The organism is bacterium (assembly GCA_019695335.1).
Classification (GTDB): Bacteria; CLD3; CLD3; order SB21; family SB21; genus JABWBZ01.
This window is the reverse complement of record JAIBAF010000050.1, coordinates 1-19,410: the sequence shown is the minus strand read 5'-3', so window position 1 is coordinate 19,410 and position 19,410 is coordinate 1. Positions and strand designations below refer to the sequence as shown.

Annotated in this window: 18 protein-coding genes; 6 read left to right on the top strand and 12 right to left on the bottom strand. The window is 43.5% G+C overall.

The features are described from left to right. The 10 genes from K1X84_12365 to K1X84_12320 form a co-directional block, all read right to left on the bottom strand. Positions 1 to 1,449, bottom strand: coding sequence for a B12-binding domain-containing radical SAM protein (locus K1X84_12365; protein ID MBX7152430.1), 1,449 nt, complete (start codon positions 1,447 to 1,449; stop codon positions 1 to 3). Beyond that, positions 1,446 to 2,369 carry a UbiA prenyltransferase family protein gene (locus K1X84_12360; protein ID MBX7152429.1) on the bottom strand — a complete coding sequence of 308 codons (924 nt, stop codon included), beginning with the start codon at positions 2,367 to 2,369 and terminating at the stop codon, positions 1,446 to 1,448. Before K1X84_12360 ends, K1X84_12365 begins: the two co-directional genes overlap by 4 nt. An 8-nt stretch (positions 2,370 to 2,377) precedes the next feature. Next, entirely contained in the window at positions 2,378 to 4,222 is a 1,845-nt protein-coding gene (locus tag K1X84_12355) for a bifunctional homocysteine S-methyltransferase/methylenetetrahydrofolate reductase (protein MBX7152428.1), read from the bottom strand. Positions 4,223 to 4,284: 62 nt separating this feature from the next. Continuing rightward, the gene (gene uvrC, locus K1X84_12350; protein ID MBX7152427.1) at positions 4,285 to 6,168 is read right to left on the bottom strand and encodes an excinuclease ABC subunit UvrC; all 1,884 of its coding nucleotides are present in this window, start codon (positions 6,166 to 6,168) and stop codon (positions 4,285 to 4,287) included. A 20-nt stretch (positions 6,169 to 6,188) separates the two neighbouring features. Then, on the bottom strand, positions 6,189 to 6,485 hold the full coding sequence (locus tag K1X84_12345; protein ID MBX7152426.1) for a hypothetical protein: 297 nt from the start codon (positions 6,483 to 6,485) through the stop codon (positions 6,189 to 6,191). A gap of 33 nt (positions 6,486 to 6,518) precedes the next feature. After that, entirely contained in the window at positions 6,519 to 7,595 is a 1,077-nt protein-coding gene (locus tag K1X84_12340) for an NTP transferase domain-containing protein (GenBank protein MBX7152425.1), read from the bottom strand. Between the two features lie 15 nt (positions 7,596 to 7,610). Then, positions 7,611 to 9,212, bottom strand: a complete 1,602-nt coding sequence (locus K1X84_12335; GenBank protein ID MBX7152424.1) for a tetratricopeptide repeat protein — start codon at positions 9,210 to 9,212, stop codon at positions 7,611 to 7,613. A gap of 16 nt (positions 9,213 to 9,228) precedes the next feature. Further along, positions 9,229 to 9,642, bottom strand: a complete 414-nt coding sequence (locus tag K1X84_12330) for an FHA domain-containing protein (GenBank protein ID MBX7152423.1) — start codon at positions 9,640 to 9,642, stop codon at positions 9,229 to 9,231. Between the two features lie 14 nt (positions 9,643 to 9,656). Then, positions 9,657 to 11,363 (bottom strand): Ig-like domain-containing protein, encoded by a 1,707-nt coding sequence (locus K1X84_12325; protein MBX7152422.1) that lies wholly within the window; start codon positions 11,361 to 11,363, stop codon positions 9,657 to 9,659. Positions 11,364 to 11,447: 84 nt separating this feature from the next. Next, entirely contained in the window at positions 11,448 to 12,134 is a 687-nt protein-coding gene (locus tag K1X84_12320) for a hypothetical protein (protein ID MBX7152421.1), read from the bottom strand. A 230-nt stretch (positions 12,135 to 12,364) separates the two neighbouring features. Here K1X84_12320 and K1X84_12315 point away from each other — a divergent pair, with 230 nt between their 5' ends. From K1X84_12315 to K1X84_12295, 5 genes are read left to right on the top strand one after another with little or no spacing between them, the layout of a single operon-like run. Continuing rightward, positions 12,365 to 13,318, top strand: a complete 954-nt coding sequence (locus tag K1X84_12315) for a hypothetical protein (GenBank protein ID MBX7152420.1) — start codon at positions 12,365 to 12,367, stop codon at positions 13,316 to 13,318. A 26-nt stretch (positions 13,319 to 13,344) separates the two neighbouring features. Continuing rightward, a complete protein-coding gene (locus K1X84_12310; protein MBX7152419.1) occupies positions 13,345 to 14,115 on the top strand; it encodes a YggS family pyridoxal phosphate-dependent enzyme in 771 nt (256 codons plus the stop codon). After that, on the top strand, positions 14,112 to 14,987 hold the full coding sequence (locus tag K1X84_12305; protein MBX7152418.1) for a DivIVA domain-containing protein: 876 nt from the start codon (positions 14,112 to 14,114) through the stop codon (positions 14,985 to 14,987). The genes K1X84_12310 and K1X84_12305 overlap by 4 nt, the downstream gene beginning before the upstream one ends. Before the next feature lie 3 nt (positions 14,988 to 14,990). After that, positions 14,991 to 15,812 (top strand): purine-nucleoside phosphorylase, encoded by an 822-nt coding sequence (locus K1X84_12300; GenBank protein MBX7152417.1) that lies wholly within the window; start codon positions 14,991 to 14,993, stop codon positions 15,810 to 15,812. 15 nt (positions 15,813 to 15,827) lie between these two features. Beyond that, the gene (locus K1X84_12295) at positions 15,828 to 16,052 is read left to right on the top strand and encodes a DUF2905 domain-containing protein (GenBank protein ID MBX7152416.1); all 225 of its coding nucleotides are present in this window, start codon (positions 15,828 to 15,830) and stop codon (positions 16,050 to 16,052) included. Positions 16,053 to 16,111: 59 nt separating this feature from the next. Here K1X84_12295 and K1X84_12290 read toward each other — a convergent pair whose 3' ends face one another. Both K1X84_12290 and ggt read right to left on the bottom strand, forming a co-directional pair. Continuing rightward, positions 16,112 to 16,660 (bottom strand): YfiR/HmsC family protein, encoded by a 549-nt coding sequence (locus K1X84_12290; GenBank protein ID MBX7152415.1) that lies wholly within the window; start codon positions 16,658 to 16,660, stop codon positions 16,112 to 16,114. A gap of 167 nt (positions 16,661 to 16,827) precedes the next feature. Next, on the bottom strand, positions 16,828 to 18,501 hold the full coding sequence (gene ggt / locus K1X84_12285) for a gamma-glutamyltransferase (GenBank protein ID MBX7152414.1): 1,674 nt from the start codon (positions 18,499 to 18,501) through the stop codon (positions 16,828 to 16,830). Between the two features lie 86 nt (positions 18,502 to 18,587). Between ggt and K1X84_12280 the strand changes: the two genes are divergently transcribed. Beyond that, positions 18,588 to 19,410: 2,3,4,5-tetrahydropyridine-2,6-dicarboxylate N-succinyltransferase (locus tag K1X84_12280; protein MBX7152413.1), on the top strand; the 823-nt coding region annotated here is incomplete at its 3' end.

Genomic DNA, 19,410 nt, shown 5'->3' with positions numbered 1-19,410 from the left:
TCAGTGAATCAACATGTTTTTGACCATACGCCAGCCGTACGACGCGTAATTTTTTAATTCGGCTGACGTTCGAATCTTTGAAGCAGTTTTAAAAATATATTGCGGCGTCCAATATAACGAGCGGATACCTTTTCGCCGGTATTGCAAAATTTCTTCACGGGTCAGGGACATGGTTCCCATAACCGGATCGCTAAAATAATTATGACCGATGACGTCTTGTTGAATAAGTCCCATCGCATCGGCAATCGTATGGAGCTCCGTTCCTTCATACGGCGTAGCAATGTGAATTTCAGAAAAATCGCAATTTAATTTTTTGGCAAATTTCAAAGTGTCGCGAACAGTTTCATGAGTATCCCACGGTAAGCCGATCAGAAAAAAACCGTATACACGAAGTCCGGCATTTTTCACCAATCGAACGGCACGATACGCGTCTTGCGCAATAGCATCCTTCTTCATTTTTTGCAATATTGTATCATTACCACTCTCAAAACCAAACGCAATAAGCCAACATCCGGCTTTTTTCATCCAATCGATTCTTTCTTCATCGACGGTATCAACACGGCTATTGGCCACCCACGAAATGGCAAGATTACGCTCAAGAATTTCACTACAAATATCAATGACATATTTTTTATTGATCGTAAAAGTATCCGCTTTAAAAAAGAAATTTCGGATGCCGTGAACTTTAACGCATTCTTCAATTTCATCAACAACATTTTTAGCCGAACGTTGCCGGACGCGTTGTCCTGAGACCGCCGGCGTCAAACAAAAAATACAATGCGACGGACAACCTCGCGCCGTCTGAATCGTCGCCTGTGGTTCTCCGGTATCTGGACGGACATATAAATCATTATGCAACAAATCTCTCGCTGGAAAAGGCAACGCGTCCAGATCGTCAACAAACGGCTGAGGTTCTGTACGAGTCCATTTTCCTGCAACGTTTCGATAAATCACGCCATTGAGAGTCTCAAACGGGGTACTTTGACGCATCGCTTCAATGACGTCATTAATGACTGTCTCGGCTTCTCCCACAAGTGCAACATCCATATCGTTAAATTCATTGCGTTGAAACTGATCTAAATTGCACGCAAAAAATAATGCGCCTTTGGCGATTGTAACGATATCGGGATTGGATTCTTTGGCTAACTTAAAAGCTTGCAGGTCGTTGAGAATCGTCGCATTGGTAATGCTCATCACCACAGCGTCAGGATCAAACGATTTCAAATCCGCAGAGTACGTTTCCCATGACCAATTTTCAGCAGGGTAGTCTTTGATCAACGGCGTGACACCTATTCGCCGAAGCATGGCGGCCATGTAAGCCAAATCGTTAGGTGCCCGCAAAGACGTCGCCGAAGAATCGGCAATATTGCCTTGTGAACGGTCTTCGCCACGTTGGTACAGCGGTCCCGGCGGATTAATCAGTAATATTTTACGAATAGCACGTATCATCGTATAAATTGTAAATGCGGATTGATGACATAAATTTCAGTAATAAGCAAACTAATCCAAATTAAAACGGATGCGACTAACGGCTTATCAGTCAATATCAATTTCGTATGGTCAAGTTGTTCCTCACTGCGATAAATGATAAGCACATACCGAATCACTCCAAAAAAAACCACAGCAATACTTGCCAACAACGCCAAGCCATTCTGCCAATTACCACGTAACATGACATAAAACGCATAGGAGCTAATAACGGATGCAGCCGTAGCCGTAATTAACAAATCAAGCAGATATGGCGTATAGCCCTTATATTCGTGAAAAGACAATCCATCTGAGGTAATCTCATACCGGCGCTTCGCAAAACCGATCAATGTCGATAGAAAAAATGTACAAATTAAAATCCAGTTCGATAACTCATAATTCAATGCAAATCCTCCAGCAAGAACGCGTAGCACAAATCCCATCGCTATGATAATCACATCAAGAATCAGGATTTTTTTAAGAGTGAATGAATAAAAAACGTTCATCACCACATAGCCGCTTACCAGCATAACAACCCATTCATTAACCACCCATGAAAGCAAAATTCCCGCCGTACAAAAAATGCTCGACGCTACCAATGCTTGTTTTGTACTCAACTGACCTGAAGTAATCGGGCGAGTTCGCTTGGAAGGATGGCGGGCATCCTCTTCACGATCGGTTACGTCATTGATCATATAAACGGCCGAAGATACCATGCAAAACGCCAAAAATACTAATGCCGATACCCAAACAGCGTCACTATGAAAAAGTTTGAGTGAAAAAGCTAACGCTGAAAAAACAAAAATATTCTTAATCCAATGCAACGGGCGCGCTGCAAGCAAAATATTGACATAAATCGGCCGCCGCCGAACGACTGGAAGTTGTATGTGTTCAAGAATCATATACTATTTTACAAAACACTAAGGACTTCGAACGCCATTTCGAATTTATTAAACGGCGGCATTATATAAGTACCATCCACCATGTCTTTCGCCTCTTTCAGAAATTCTTTAGCAATCCGGACTCCTTCATCCTGTCCTTTGTCGCCTGCTTTTGCCATACGATCCCGGATTGCATCAGGAATTTTGATATCCGGAATTTCATAATGCATGAAATTCGCATGTTTCGCGTTTTTCAGAGGCATGATACCCAGCATAACCGGAATGCGTCCGCGAAAACGTTTAGAAAATTCCTCTAAATTTTTTAAATCATACATCACTTGTGACATAGCGAATTCGGCACCGCTGGCAATTTTTTCTTCAAAACGATCAAATTCCCGGGTTAAGTCGACGGCCGTTGGGTTGATCGCACACGCCCTGAAAAAATTGGTTATAGAGCCAATGGATTTGCCGGCCAAATCGATTCCTTTATTTAAATTACTCATTAATTTGAGTAAGCCGATAGAATCGACGTCGAATACACCTGTTGCATTCGGATAATCACCCACTACCGGTGGATCGCCGGTGATTGCCAAAACGGTTCGTATATTCAATACGTGAGCGCTCATCAGTTCAGATTGCATCGCCAGCAAATTACGGTCGCGGCATGAGAAATGGAGGATCGTTTCGATATGGATATTTTGTTTGATGAGTGAAGCCATGGCGAGCGGCGTCATGCCGGCTTTTGCGAGGGGATTGTCCGCAATATTTACCGCATCAACCTTATTTTTCTTACACAAAATTGCGCCTTCGATGACTTTATCATAATTCAATCCACGTGGCGGATCCAGTTCGATACTGACGACGAATTTTTTCTGTTTAAATTTTTCGATGAGCGAAGATGATGAAAGTTTTTCAACTGTTTTTTCATCGGATGATTCCTCAACGTCAACGATAATCCGGTTTTTCTTTTCGCGAACCGGTTTTGATTCGCCGATACTTTTCCGGATTTGCCGGATATGCTCGGGTGTCGTGCCGCAACAACCGCCAATCAAGCCGACACCTGCTGCCACAAACATTTTGGCATATTCGCCGAAATAATCCGGCGATGCCAAATAAATATACCGGCCGCCAACATACCTCGGCAATCCGGCGTTGGGCTGAACTGAAAAATGTACATTTTCTGTTCCCGACATCCGCTCCATCACTTCCAATAGAACTTGCGGTCCGACTGAGCAATTGGCGCCAACAACATTCGCTCCGGCATCTTTGAGCGCTTTGGCAACTTCAAGCGGTTTATTACCCATGAGCGTCTTGCCTTCATCGTTGAAACTCATTTGAGCAATAACCGGCAAATCGGTTACCGATCTTGCGGCCAATACGGCCGCTTTGGCTTCATTAAGATCGGACATGGTCTCAATTAAAATCACATCGACTTCGTTTTCGGCAAACACGGAAATTTGTTCTGCAAAATATTGCCGGGCTTCTTCCTGAGTAATTTTTCCAATCGGTTCGAGCGGTTTTCCCAGTGGCCCTACCGAACCTGCAACAAAAATTTTCTTGCCAAGCTGCTTACTTTTTTTAGCCGCAACTTCTTTGGCGAGCCGTGCGGCGGTCTGATTAATCTCAATCAGTTTTTCTTCCAACCCATGATGCCCAAGTCGTTGCCGGTTACCACCGAATGTATTGGTTTCGATGATATCGGCACCGGCATCGATGTAAGCTTCATGAATTTTTTGGACGATATCGGGATGCGATAAATTGATTTCGTCAAAACAATGATCGAAAGAAATACCCGCTTCGTACAACATAGTACCCATGGCGCCATCGCAAACCAGTACACGCGATTCCAATGCTTCTAAAAAAACACTCTTCAAATAGACCTCAATGTTTAAAATTAATCGTGGATGAATATAATAGAATTTGGGTTCAGGTGAAACTAATTTTCTTCATTCCCATCATCAGTTTCCCTGTCTAAAAAATACTCGTAAATTTTTCGAGCCAGCGCTTCCGGAATTCCATCAACCGATTGAATTTCCTCAAGACCAGCAGATGCAATATTTTTAACGGAGCCAAAATGGGTTAATAAATTTTGCTTACGTTTTTCACCAATACCGCCAATGTCATCCAATTCGGATACCAGCGTGCGTTTATCCCGTCGGGCACGGTGGAATGTAACCGCAAAGCGATGCGCTTCGTCACGTACTTGCTGCAATAATTTAATGGACGATGAAGTTTTTGGAATCATAATTGAGTCGGCAATTTCGGGAATAAAAACTTCCTCCATTCGCTTGGCTAATCCAATGATCGCCTGCCCATCCGAACCGGCTTTCGAAACGCGAATTCCCAAACCTTCCAATGCTTCGACGGCTGCCGACAATTGTCCTTTGCCTCCGTCAATAACGATCAGATCGGGAAATTCCAATCCCTCTTCAAGCACGCGTAAATATCGCCGCGTAACTACTTCATGCATACTCGCAAAATCGTCAGGACCGGTTACGGTTTTGATTTTAAATTTTCTGTAATCGCTCTTTTTTGCTTTCCCATCGACGAAAACCACCATTGAAGCGACCGGATCACTTCCCTGAATATTAGAATTGTCAAAACATTCGATACGCCGCGGCGCAAGGCGGAGGTTCAGATCCCGCTGAAGACTCAATAAAACGCGAGGAACAAAATCTTCTTTGGCTTTGAGACGCTGTAATTTTAAATCGCCTAAAAGCAAGCGCGCATTGCGCATGCACATATCCACTAATTTTTGTTTGTCCCCGATTTTGGGAATGATGAATTCAACGTCCGTTTTGGCTTTTTGAGATAACCATGCCTGCAACGTATCTATTTCAGTTGGCTCGTAAGGAAGATAAATTTCTTTCGGAACAAAATCAGCCTGCAGGTAATAGGTTTTAATTAATGTTTCGAGCGCTTCTTCTTTCAGTTTGCCTTGCACCTGACTGAAATAAAAATGCTGCCGGCCGATCATTTTGCCGTCGCGAATTTTAAAAACCACTCCGCACGCATCATCGCCTTCGATTTCCACCACAGCAATGTCTTTATCCGTCAGATCCTGAAAAACGATTTTTTGGCCGGCCGTATACATTTCAATATCATAAATACGATCCCGGATTTTGGCTGCTTCTTCAAACTTCATCTGATCAGCCAGAATGTTCATTTCCTCTTTAAGTTGGACGATCAATTCGCGCGTTTTACCATTGAGAAAGCGCTTCATCTGTTGGATCGTATTTTGATACGAAACCGGTTCTACCAGACCTTGGCACGGCCCTTCACACTTATGAATATAATAATCGAGACACAACTTCACCTTGCGGCTTTCGATCACTTCAGGCGTAAAATGATGCGTGCAGCTACGGATTGGAAAAATCCGGTGAAGCGTTTTAAGAGTTTGCCGGAGATTCTTGACATCGGTATAAGGACCGAAAAATTTCCCCCCACTCCGTTCTTTTTCACGTGTGACGTAAATCCTTGGAAAGAGTTCATCCGTCACTTTGATGTAAGGATAACTTTTGTCGTCTTTGAGTTCGATATTGTAACGCGGGCGATATTCTTTTACAAGATTGGATTCAAGAATGAGCGCTTCCATTTCCGAATCGGTCTGAATAATTTCCAAATCCTCAATTTTGGAAACCATCATCTGCAGCTTGGGATCGTCGCGTTTGGAATCCTGAAAATATTGCCGGACGCGGTTGCGCAGAATTTTTGCTTTACCAACGTAAATGACTTGGGATTCGGAATTCTTAAAAAGATAGCAGCCGGGGGATTTGGGAAGGTTGTCTAATTTTTGGAAGAGACGTTCATGGAGTTCCATCGGACTCGTTTCGGCAAGGCTTATTCATCTTCACTCTCGCTCATTTCAAGCTCGACTTCGGACGCACGTTTACGTTCGCTGTCAATGATTTTCATCACCGCCGGAGGAACTTCGAATGTGCTGAGGTCAAATGAGGCAATTTCACGCGCCAGAATATTGATTCGTTTATCGATCATGTGGCGTTTATTGAGAAGAATCAAGTTTTCTTCTTCTTTGGTACAAGTCCCGCCCGCAAAATCGCCTTTTTCTATACGAACTTTGAAATGGAGGCTTTCGGCAAGTTCAATCAGATGATCCAGAATTTTTTCTTTTTTCATAAATAAAATCTAAAATTACTTCAATCAATAAATTTATAAGAGCTCTTTCAAATCTTTCTTTTGTAATTCCTCGACAATTTTTTTGACGTCTTGCGCACGGCTACGATCGCAGATTAAAACGGCATCGCCGGTATCGACAATGATCAGATTTTGAACTCCCATTGTGGCAATCATTTTGTTTCCTGAGTGAACAAGCGAATTGGCCGAATCGATTACAATCGTATTACCTGTCACAACGTTACCGGCACTGTCTTTTGGAGAAAGCTGGTAGACCTCTTCCCAACTGCCGACGTCATTCCATGTAAAATCGCCTTTGATAACAAAAACATTTTTGGCTTTCTCCATTACGCCATAGTCAATTGAAATCCCTTTGACACTGCGATACACGCGATTCAACGTTTCTTCATACGCAGGTGTTCCGATGGTCTCCCGTATTTCCATCAATCCGTCATGTAAGTCCGGTAAAAATTCTTCAATCAAGTCCAGAATAACCGAAGCCTTCCAGATGAACATGCCGCTATTCCACAAAAAATCGCCGCTATCGAGAAAACGCTGAGCCGTTGCGAAATTCGGTTTTTCGGCAAATGTTTTGACACGATAGGCCTCGCGTCCGTTCAGGTGGATTGTATCATTTTCCAGAAACTGAATATAGCCATAACCTGTTTCAGGACGGGTAGGAATCATTCCCATGGTTACAAGCCCGCCTGTATCAGCCGCTACAGCAGCCGCGAAATTTATCGTATCACAAAATTTTTCGTTGGGTTGTATCAGGTGGTCCGCGGCCAGCACGGCCATAATACCTTCAGGATCGTTCCTTAAAATATGAATTGCAGCCAAGCCAATACACGGCGCCGTATTGCGTCCGACCGGCTCGATCAGGATATTTTGTGAAGGTAATGACGGCAATTGTTTCCTGACGCCATCATGCTGCTGTATATTCGTCACGATCATCACGCGTTCAGGCGAAGCAAATCCTCCAACGCGGGCAACCGTTTTCTGGATCATGGTTTCATGATCAAAAATATTGAGCAATTGTTTGGGAGTCGTTGAACGGCTGCGCGGCCAGAACCGTGTCCCTGTACCGCCGGCCATAATCACCGCATAGATCATCGACTAATTTCCGGCTTAGTTCTTATTGGAATCGCTGTCGCTGGCGTCATCGTGTATTTCGATGACGGTGTTCGTTTCACCGGCTTTGGCCATCTGTTCGCGTTTTTCGAGTTCGTTGAATCCTTTGCGCGCTTCTTTGTTATTCGGATCGATTTTGAGTAATTGCAGCCAGATTTTACGCGCACTCACGAAATCCTGCTTCCACATGTACACATAGCCGAGATTCACGTACGCGTCAAGATAATCACGTTTGATCTGAATGGCAATAAAAAGATGCCGGAGCGCGTCTTCAAATTTATGAGCCGTACCCAGCATATAGCCAATATTGTTGTGGGCCTGCGGATTATAAGGATTGATCTCGATCGCTTTATCCAAAACGCTTAAGGCCGAATCGACTTTGCCTTCATAGAAATACGCTACGGCAAGATTATTATACGCGTCGTCGTACGTAGGATCTTCAGCAATAATGCGTTGATATTGGCGGATTTTCTCGGCGTTGTTTTCATTTTTCACCGCCTGTTGCAGCATAGTATAAGCAGCGACATTACGTTCACCGCTGAGAATTTTTTTAACATGATCCATATTGATCTGAGCGCCGCCCATATCGGGATCGAGGCTCAGAGCTTTTTCAAATAAGACTACCGATTTTTTATAATAGTCATCCGCTTGATTTTTATCCTTGTTGACGGCAAAATTATTGGCCATCGTAAAATAGATGTATCCGAGATTGTTGTACGCTTTAGCATAATTAGGATCGGCTTTGATGGATCGCTCATTAAGGGCAATGGCCTTATTAAAATCTCGGCGGGCCAGGTGAATGGTTCCTATTTCGGTGTAGGCTTCGGGCAAATTAGGCTTCATAGCGATACATTGATTGAGCGCTGTTAACGCCTGATCGTATTCCAATTTCTCGCTATACGCTTTACCTAAAAAATAGTATAACTTGTAATTAATCGTCGTATCGTTACCCAAATACGTCAGCGCAGCTTTAAATTGTTCAATCGATTTATCAAACCAGTTCAGATTAAAATTTTCCAGGCCTTCTTCAAAAGCTTTCGAACCGCGTGTGTAATTGACCCAATACGTCGCTTCCGAATCTCCCGGAAGAATTTCCAACACTCGCGAAAACGATTTCAACGCTTTATCATAATCACCTTTGACAAAAAACACCAAACCCAAGTCCTGATGGGCATCGACAAAATCCGGTCGCCCCTGGATGGCCTGTTTCAATTCAATCTCCGCTTTGCCGTATTCCTCTTTATGAAAAAACAAATTTCCCAAAATGTAATGCGCTTCCGTTAAAATTTCATTCTGACCATTGGCATTTTCGGCAATTTTGAGCCAAATCGGGTAGGCTTCCTCATACTTCTCCTGCATGTAAAGCTCAAGTCCCTGCTGCCTTAATGCTGTTATATCAACGACTTCTTTTTTGACAAGTTCGTCTTTTTTGATCTCATTTATTTTAGTGGAATCGGCTTTGGGTCGGTGCATCTCGGTAATCGTTTTTTCTTTGACCGAGGATGAATCGGTTTTGACCGTTCGGTCGTCGACCGTGACGTTTTTAGTAGAACATCCGGCTATTACACTCACAACCAGCAAACCGCACACAAAGCGCATACCAAACTCTCCCGCGTTAATCGTTTTTTTCGAAATCGTTTTTGTTAACTGAACGTTTGATTTTTTCCACGTCGATAACCATGGTCTTACCTGGCATCCGGTCGGCATTGAAATTTTTACTGATGACGGATTCTTCATCTAAAATTTTAAAACCAATATTACCGATTTTCACTTCATCGAGGTAGTTGAGCTCATAAAAATAGCTATCCGTCAGTTTTTCACCATTGACCCATGTACCATTGGTACTGTTCATATCCGTCAAATACATCATACCTTTTTTCCAGCGGATAGCCGCATGGTGCCTGGAAACCGACGCGTCGTCCACCGAGACGGTATTGTCGAAAGCCCGGCCGATGGTTACTTCCTGGCCTTCCTCGATCCGGATGTTTTTACCGTTGTTTTCCTGATAAAGATAATAAATCGCCTTCATGGCATCCTCCTGTGCTATTTTTTAAAACGCAAATGAATATTCGCTGTTTCCCAATTTGGCCGGACGGCAACCGTGTCCGCATACGCCGTAAACCGCTCGGCAAACCGGATAGGTGCGATATTGCCGAAAGAATATTGGTCATTATGATCGGCATCGCGATAACCTAAAATATTATACTTGCCGGGCACAATATACGGGATCGAATAAACACCGGCCTTTTCTAAAGTCACGGTGTAATTTCGCCCTTTGCTCAAGCTCCGGCAAACAATGATATACTGCGATTCGGTGGAGTCCTGATCGAAAATTTGTCCGCTAATTATTCCAAGGCTGTCCTTTTTGAACGAAACAAATGGAAACACTACGGCTGTATCGCTCGTCACAAGACCTTCCCAGTCGGGTAAAGAATTAGCATTAAGCTCCAAGCGATACGCCATCTGGCTTTCTAAAAATTTTGACGGGTGAAATTCCACGTAACTTGAATTCCACCATTTAAACGTTCCGGAAGTTTTCTGGCCGGAACTATCCAGTAACATTAGTTGCTGCTCCAATCGATCTCTCGGCATTCCTTTATCGAATCGAAAAGCAAAAAAATCATTGGGCAAGACTATCGAACTTATTTCTTTGGGCTGAACCAACTCTATTATCGCCCGTACAGCGTCACTTTGATACACATCGAACGTTTGTTCACCGGTCGTCAATGTGTCCCCTGTTGACGAATAAAGCGTATGCACTTTCAATGTATACCGGTGGTGGACGTCTAAAGGTTCCGTCAGAATCTTAATTTCAATTTTATTCAATGTATTCACATACGCATCTTTGATTGGAATTATTTTACCATCAGAGCTGTCAATCAATTCAAGATGATTCTTGACGTCATCGAACGAGTCCCGGTTCTCAAAATAACGATTGGACAATGGTTTGGTCAATCCGGCCAGCGTCGTTTTCGGATTGATCGAAGTCACTGACTGCAGGCCAAAACGGCTACTGTCCTCCGCTGTCATCATGAAATCCATGCCGGCAAAAGTTGGTTGGCCTGACGTCAGTTCAACATCTTTCGAGGGAATCCCGATCGCATCCGCCGCTGTACTGTATACGAAATCTTCATCCAGATCAGCTACCGCAAAAACGCGATAACGGCCGGGAGCAAGAAAGGATAAATGATAGGCACCATCGGCGCTGACTTGCGTGATATAATCTGCTCGCTTTTTGTAAATCATACTGTCTTCAGTAACTTGGGTACTTCCGGTCGGACGTAACCGGTAAGCCCATATTGAAACACCTTTAGTCGTTTCCGAAATAACCCGTCCGCTGATTTCGCCGCGATCAATGCTGTCGCCTGTGGAAAAAGCAAAACTATACGATTTACTGATAGCATTGTCGTGAATATCTTTGGCGTCCGTCCCTACCGTTACGACGCATGTGACGTTTTCACTTAAAGAATCCGGTAACGTAACGAACAAAGTATTTTTGCTCCATGAAAAACCAAGATTCCCTGCCGGTGTTGGGGAAATAAAAATCGCTTTCTCTGTCGAAAGTTTGTTCATTCGCTCTGAAAAATTAATGGCGATTGCCGTCGAACGTCCGACGCGTGTAGAATCATGTTCCGGCAAGGTTGTCACAATTTCGGGCGCGGTTTTATCTTCTGGTCCGCCGCTTGGCGGGGCCTGGCTGGCACACCCCCACTGTAATATCAGCCAGCAGTAAATTAAAATTCTTTTCATCAGCTTAAAAATTGTAAACCCCGTATTAATTCCTACCATGGCAAGCAGGGATCAATACGGGGTTTATCGTATTAAAAATGACAATTATTCAATCGTAATATTCAACCCTTCAATGACCGCTGAGGGATGAGCATTGTCCGGATTGTCTGCCTTATCAAACGCCTCGACATGATTGAGATCGGTCACTTCGACTTTATAGGAAGCGTCCTTCAGTCCGGTAATGGCCGCTTCATAATGTGTATCTTTTAAAACGAAGTCGGTGACCTTGGCCGTACTGGCTACGGCTTTTTTATTAACGATTTCTGAAATTTTGCAGGTCAATTTTGCGGTTTTGATAAATTGTCCGCGATGATCAACAACACGCACCATCAGCGGCATACTTTTGGAATGGCCGTCAAAGCGATCCAGCGACTCCTGTTCCATAATTTCAACGGTAGGTGCAACAACCGTCACTTCTCCTACGGCAACTTTGGTAAACTTGCCATCCAAGACTTCAATTTGAACTTCGCCCGGAAATGGCGTTTCAAAAGTCGCCTGGTTAACTTGACCGCTTCCGGTCGATACTAATTTAAAATCGCTGAAATTGCCGCCTCCTTTACGCGCGACACAATTCAGATTCAAGTTCGTTTTGTCCGTACTGATCGTAATTTTAGCTTGCTGTTCGCCGGCTAAAATTGTATCCGGTTCAATTTTGATCGAATATTGCGCCATAGCCGATGAGACTATAACGAACAGCAAAGCAGGGGTAATGAGGACATAAATATTTCGCATAGATTTACCCTTTTACCTAAAAGTATAGGAATATGAATGACTATTATTATTGAATTTGATGCAAAAAATAATAAGAAATTCTATGTACTATAGCAATACTTATTTATCATCAATCAGCCACGAGGGATATTTTCATTGATTTTGAAAGTCCAAGAAAATATATTGGTCACGAATTGCAGGAATCCTATCGGATGTAAATTCACGAAAATCATTCTTCTAGCAGGTTTTTTATGGTGAAATTACCCGGCAATATCGGTACAATGGCACCGGAAACAGTTACAAGTCAAACGACTAGCAATCCGGATGTCTTGCTGGAAGTCGGATTAGATCCTGCTTTATTCAAGCCGCACGAAATCAAAGCAATTCTTGACCACATTCATGTTCCGAAAGAATTTCCGATTTTGCTTGAGACGTTTCATTTTGAGCAATTAGACGGGCTGCTGGCATCCTTGATTGCTGCCGGCGTAAAATTCTGCCGTGAACGATTGAATATGAAGGCCGACGAAAAAACGATCCGGAACCGTTTGGAAAATCTGATGGATTACAAAGAACGCGTCGGGTGTTCGGAACCAATCGAAGCCTGCATCAATGACGGCTGTCACAATATTAATCTGAAGTGCGCCACCCGGAAAACCCGCGAAGACATCCTGCGGATCATCGACATTTTCGAATCACGCCGGCATCGGAGCGAAGTTCCACACGTCGCCATTGAATTATTTTTCAAAAAACTGATACAGGATTACAATTGTATTGGCCTGGTTTTATCCGATAAAAACGGTTCGCCGAAAATTTTCACAACTGACGGAAGCGGCATTTCAACCGTTATCACTGACGGCGCACACCGGTTGAGTGAAGCCATTGAAGAAGGCGAATTCCGTTTTTCAAAACCGGGTGAACCCTATCTCCTTTTCAATCAGCGGTTTTTTATCACCCAGACTTTGTCGGAAAAATTAGTGGCTCTTGAAAATAATCAACCGTTGAGCAAATATATCAAAAAAATTACTTTCAGCAGCGTTGGTTTTGATTTTGCGCACGAAAAAATGATCCTTTCGATCATTTACATCGGTGACAACATTATCCGGACGTATTTACAAAAAGCCATTGCCGGAATTCAGCGCATCAAACTGGAAACCGATCCTGAGGCCCGCCTTCGTTACGGTTTTGGCCGCTCGCTGGAAGTTTAAATTTCATCTGAATTTAAGGAATTTGTATGCCTGAATTAAAAAAAGAACTCACTATTTCGGAGCGCGTTGACGAATTGCGGCGTCGTGTAACCGAAGCGGCGGTACGGTGCGGTCGAAAGCCGGATGATATTCGAATCATTGCTGTAACCAAGACCCATCCCGTGGAATACCTCCATGAGGCTTTCGCTACCGGTTTGACGCACTTCGGAGAAAATAAAGTTCAAGAAGCAAAAGAAAAATTTCCTCACATTGATCCGTCCAAGGTTACCGGTCCAATTACACGCCACCTGATCGGACACCTTCAAACCAATAAGGTCCGGCAAGCTGTTGAAATTTTTGACACGATTCATTCCGTCGATTCCATCCGTCTTGCAACTGAAATTGACAAACGCGCTTATACCCGGGACCGCGTCATGCCGGTATTGATACAGGTGAATACATCCCGAGAGAAAAGTAAATACGGCATTGATCCGGATGAAACTCTTAAACTGGTCAAACAAGTGGCTGAATTTAAAAACGTAAAAATCACCGGCCTGATGACCATTGGCGCTTTGACGGCGTCGACATCCAATGATCCTGAGAAAGTACGGTCGTTTTTTAAACGGTTGCGGGAATTACGCGATTTTATAGCCGATCAAAAAATCCCCAATGTTGAGATGCGGGAACTCTCGATGGGCATGACGCACGATTTTGAAACAGCCATCGAAGAAGGCGCCACATTTATACGGATCGGCACCGCCATTTTCGGCAAACGAAAACGCGGATCGGCCGCCCCCAAACTGGAGGAAAAAACTTGAAACTTACTCCCGAAGATATTACTCACCAGGAATTTCGCCGCTCTATGCGCGGTTACAGCGTCGAAGAAGTAACCGCTTTTCTTGAAGTGGTAGCCGAGAATTATTCCGAGCTCGAGCGCGAAAATAAATCTCTGCATCAGCGAATCAAACAATCCACCGAAGATATCGAAAAATTGCGCCAGCTGATCACGGAACAGGAAAAAACTATCCGAGAATACAAAAACGATCTGGCTAAAGTTGATCGCATGATGGACGCTAAAATTGACACCGAAGTGGCTTTGCAAAACGCTCAAACCGAAGCGTCAAAAATCCTGGAAACCGCTCGTCAGAAAGCAGCCGCTATTGAAAATGATCTGAAATATTTGAAAGAACAGAAAGCCAAAACAGCAAAACAATTAAAAGAATATTTATTATCGCAATTGGCTGTTCTGGAAATTGTTGATGAGAAAGCTGATGAATCAAGCCAATCATCGGCTACAATTCTCCCTACACATACCGAAGAATCATTGACCAAAAAACCATCGACTTCTACGGAAGAAATTGACATTAATAGTCTTGCTATATCTAAAAAAACGAATACGGAGCAGGCTGCAAACGACGGTATCCGCGAATTTCTTTCAGGTATTCAAATTGACGACATTCCGGACGAATTGGCCAATGCGATCGAATCGCTTAATCGATCCGGCGAAGAATTGGAAGAAAAAAAGAAAAAAGTGTTGGAAGACTTAGAAAAACTTAACCGCAATGCAACGTCAATGTTCCGCAAAGCCGATTTGCGTGAGATGCTCGGCGACGATGCTTCAAAAAAGGCCGAAGACCTGATCAATGAAATTCATTCTGAACTTGAAAAGAAAAAACACAAACCGGAGTAATGCATGAGTTCTTTGCTGCAATCGATTAATGAGTCCGTCCAATTTATCCGTACAAAAACCAAAACCGAACCGTCTGTCGGAATTATCCTCGGCACCGGCTTAGGCGCTTTGGTGAAAGACATTCAGATCGAAAAAGAAATTCCGTATCAGGAAATTCCCCACTTTCCGGTTTCAACGGTAGAAAGTCATGCCGGCAAATTGATTTTCGGCAAATTAGGCGGAAAAAATGTTGTCGCGATGCAGGGACGTTTCCATTTCTACGAAGGGTATACGATGCAGCAAATCACATTTCCGGTACGTGTGATGAAATTTCTAGGTATCAAGACTCTTTTGGTTTCCAATGCCTGCGGCGGCATGAATCCCCAATATCAACCCGGCGATATCATGATCATGGACGATCATATAAATTTGCTCGGCGATAATCCGTTACGTGGCAAAAACGAAGATACTCTCGGCCCGCGATTTCCCGATATGAGCGAACCTTATTCACAAAAATTGATCGCGCTTGCAGAACACATTGCGCTGGAAGAAAAAATCAAAGTCCAAAAAGGCGTATACGTTGCTGTGATGGGACCGAATCTTGAAACGCGCGCGGAATACCGTTTTCTCCGCTTTATCGGCGCCGACGTCGTCGGTATGTCCACGGTACCGGAAGTCATCGTCGCCACGCACATGGGGATTCCTTCGTTAGGATTCTCCATCGTTACCGATGAATGTTTTCCCGATTCGTTAAAACCGGTCGATATTCAAAAAATCATCAAAACTGCCGGCGAAGCCGAACCCAAGATGACGCTGATTATGAAAAGAGTTGTGGAAAAATTGTAGCGAATGCGTTTTCACATGCCCGACGATTTCAATTTTATAGGAAAAACACTCATTGGCATCGGCATTCTGATTATTGCAATCGGAATCGCGCTGATGCTCTCCGATAAAATCCCCTGGTTAGGCCGGTTACCCGGCGATATTCACATCAAAAAAGAAAACTGGTCATTTTATTTTCCAATTGCGACCAGTCTATTGATCAGCGTTATTTTGTCGTTGATCCTATGGATCTTCAGAAGATAGACCATAAAAAAAGCTGCCACAGTGTGACAGCTTTTTTAATTTGCAAAATTTTGTATTGATCAATTATTGGTCTCGATCAATTTACACACCTTCAAGTACGACGCAGAAAACTGACGTTCTTCCTGCTTCATTTTACCCATATTAAAAATCAGCTTGGGTTTGCTGTTCTCGTTGATCACTGAAAGACAGGCATATCCATCCATAACAAATTTCGACACGCCGGTAGCGCTGAGAATTTTATGTTGATCGCAAATCTTACTGATGAAAGCCAACTGATCGGTAGAAAGGTCGTTACACAAATAGATTAAGTTAATGCCAATGTTATTAGCCATCAATGAATTCAACGCCTCTTCATTATAGGCTAATTCAAACAATTCAATGGGATATTTTTTTACCGATTTGCCAGAAAGGTTTTTAACAACATTGGCCAAATTTTGGTTACTTGACCTTCTGGAAACAACCAGAACAGTTCCGCCGGTTAATTTATTGTCATACGATAAGCTTTTGAGAATCATTTCGACATGCGTCTTCTCATCAACATCAACCGCTTCTTGGGCAAAAATTTGCCCGGTAAAACATATAAATAGTAATGAAATAAGTACTTTCATTGACTTTCCTCTTTTACATGGTACATGAAAAAGTAAATAAAACAGGGATCAGGTCTAAGGGAATCGAGTCAAGATGTGCCAAAAACCAGATATGTGCGGTAATATATTTTATTCGGTGGCTCTAAATCAAGCTTTTTTTAACTAATTTTTAACATTCCTCGAACAGCCTAATAACCTATCGCGGCCCCATTTCGGCGCGTATCGGCTTCTCCATAATATTGGCCCGATAACGGATCAACCAGGATCGAATGAGTATCACCGATAAATTTTTTCCACACGATCGTATGACCACGTTTTTGTAAATTTTTGACAATCGCTGTATCCATTCCCTGTTCCACCCACAACTGATCCGGCAGCCAGTTGTGACTGATTCGGCGATGGTCGACAGCTTCCCGAAGCGATAAATCAAAATCGATAACTCCGATAATGACTTGCAAAACTGAGTTGATGATTCGGCGCCCACCGGGTGAACCGGTTATAAGAAACGGCTTGCCGTCTTTAAGTACGATCACCGGACACATAGAACTCAGCATACGTTTTTTCGGTTGGATGACATTAGGATTACCGCCATAACCGCCGGCATAATTGGGCTGATCGGGCTCTATATTAAAATCATGCATTTCATTGTTCAGTAGAAATCCTAAATCCGTTGCAATAGCTTTTGAGCCAAAGGCATCTTCAATGGTATAGGTATTCGATACGGCATTACCATCTTTATCGATAATGGAAAAATGGGTCGTTTGCTCGTTTTCTTCAACAAACTTCCGGTGCCATTCGAGACTGGATGATGCTTTTTCACGGTTAATTATTTTGGAAATTTTTGCAGCATATTCCTCCGACATTAACGTATCGAAAGGGACTTTTACAAAATCCGCATCGCCTTGCCATCGTTGACGGTCGAAAAACGCATGACGCATCGTTTCTGTTATAATGTGTAACGACTGTTCGTAATGTTTGTTATCTTTTTTCAATTCGAAATATTCCAGAATATTCAGCATTTCGATCAGCGTCAATCCTCCCGACGATGGCGGTGGCATGCCGATGATGTCGTAGCCGCGGTAGGCTCCTTTCAATGGTTCGCGCTTAACGGCATGATAATTTTTTAGATCGTTCATGGTCAAGATCCCGCCGTGCCGTTCGAAATCTTTGACTAATTTTTCAGCAATTTCCCCTTCGTAAAATGCCAGAGCTCCTTGTTGCGAAATGGAGCGCAAAGTTTGGGCAAGATTTTTCTGAACAAAAATTTCTCCTGTTTTGTAGCGGCTGCCGTCAGATTTGAAAAACGTTTTTCTTGTTTCGGGAAATAGTTTCAACTCGGCTTCGTATTCGGCAACGTCCTTGTTAAACCTTTCATTGATAGCAAACCCATTTTCAGCAAGATCGATAGCCGGCTGAATCAAATCGGCCCACGGCAATTTCCCGTACTCTTTCCAAGCCAATTCAAGCCCACGGACCGTACCGGGAACTCCCGCAACAAGATATCCGACCTCGCTTTTAACGGAATCGACAGAGCCGTCTTTATTAAGAAACATCTTAGAAGTCGATTTCGCCGGCGCCATTTCACGGTAATCGATGCCGATGGTTTCTCCATTCGCAAGCCGAATTACCATGAATCCACCGCCTCCAATATTCCCGGCAATCGGATAGGTGACAGCTAATGCAAAAGCCGTAGCAACGGCTGCATCCACGGCATTGCCGCCTTTTTTTAGAACTTGAACTCCGACGTTGCTTGCATAGTCATCGACGGAAACGACGACTCCGTTACTGGCTATAACGGATTTTTGTTGGGCATGAATTGTTCCTACTTGAAAAAGTATCAGTATCCAAAAAAATGGCTTCATATCATTCTCAACGTTGCTTGTTAATCTCCTGAAGTGTATTTTAGGATAATTCAATGTATCAAGCAATGTTGAACTTCTGAGGTTGTATGAATTTCCACGAGCTTCAATTATCGGTAGAAAAACTGTTTTCAATGTCCGCCGAAAATATTATAAGCAACGACGGAATTGAAATTTTTTATGCATTCAAAAAAGCCCTTAACGAAGGCCACGTCCGCGCCGCCGAAAAGAAAGGTGAACAATGGCACGTAAATGAATGGGTAAAAAAAGGAATTTTGATCGGGTTCAAAATCGGCAAACTTTCCGATATGTCCATTGACGGACGTTTCCGATTCTATGATAAAGATACCTACCCGCTTAAAAATTTAGTAGTAAAAGACAATGTGCGTGTCGTACCCGGTGGCACCTCGATCCGTGACGGCTGTTACGTTTCACCGCAGACCGTCATTATGCCGCCCGCATACATCAATGTTGGCGCCTATGTCGATACGGGAACGTTAATCGATTCGCACGCGTTGGTCGGATCGTGCGCCCAGCTTGGAAAAAATATTCATCTCAGCGCCGCGGCACAAATTGGCGGCGTACTGGAACCGGTCGGAGCGATGCCGGTCATTATCGAAGATGATGTCATGATCGGAGGTAATTGCGGAATCTACGAGGGTACGATTGTCAAACAACGTGCCGTGATTGGAGCCGGCGTGATTTTGACCGGCGGCACGCCGGTATACGATTTAGTCAATAATTCCGTCTATCGCAAAACCAAAGAGCAACCTTTGATCATTCCGGAAGGCGCCGTCGTTGTGGCCGGATCGAGGCCGATCAATTCTAATATATTTGCGCGCGAAAATCAGTTATCCTTGTATACGCCAATCATCATCAAATATCGCGACGAAAAAACCGATGCTTCTACAG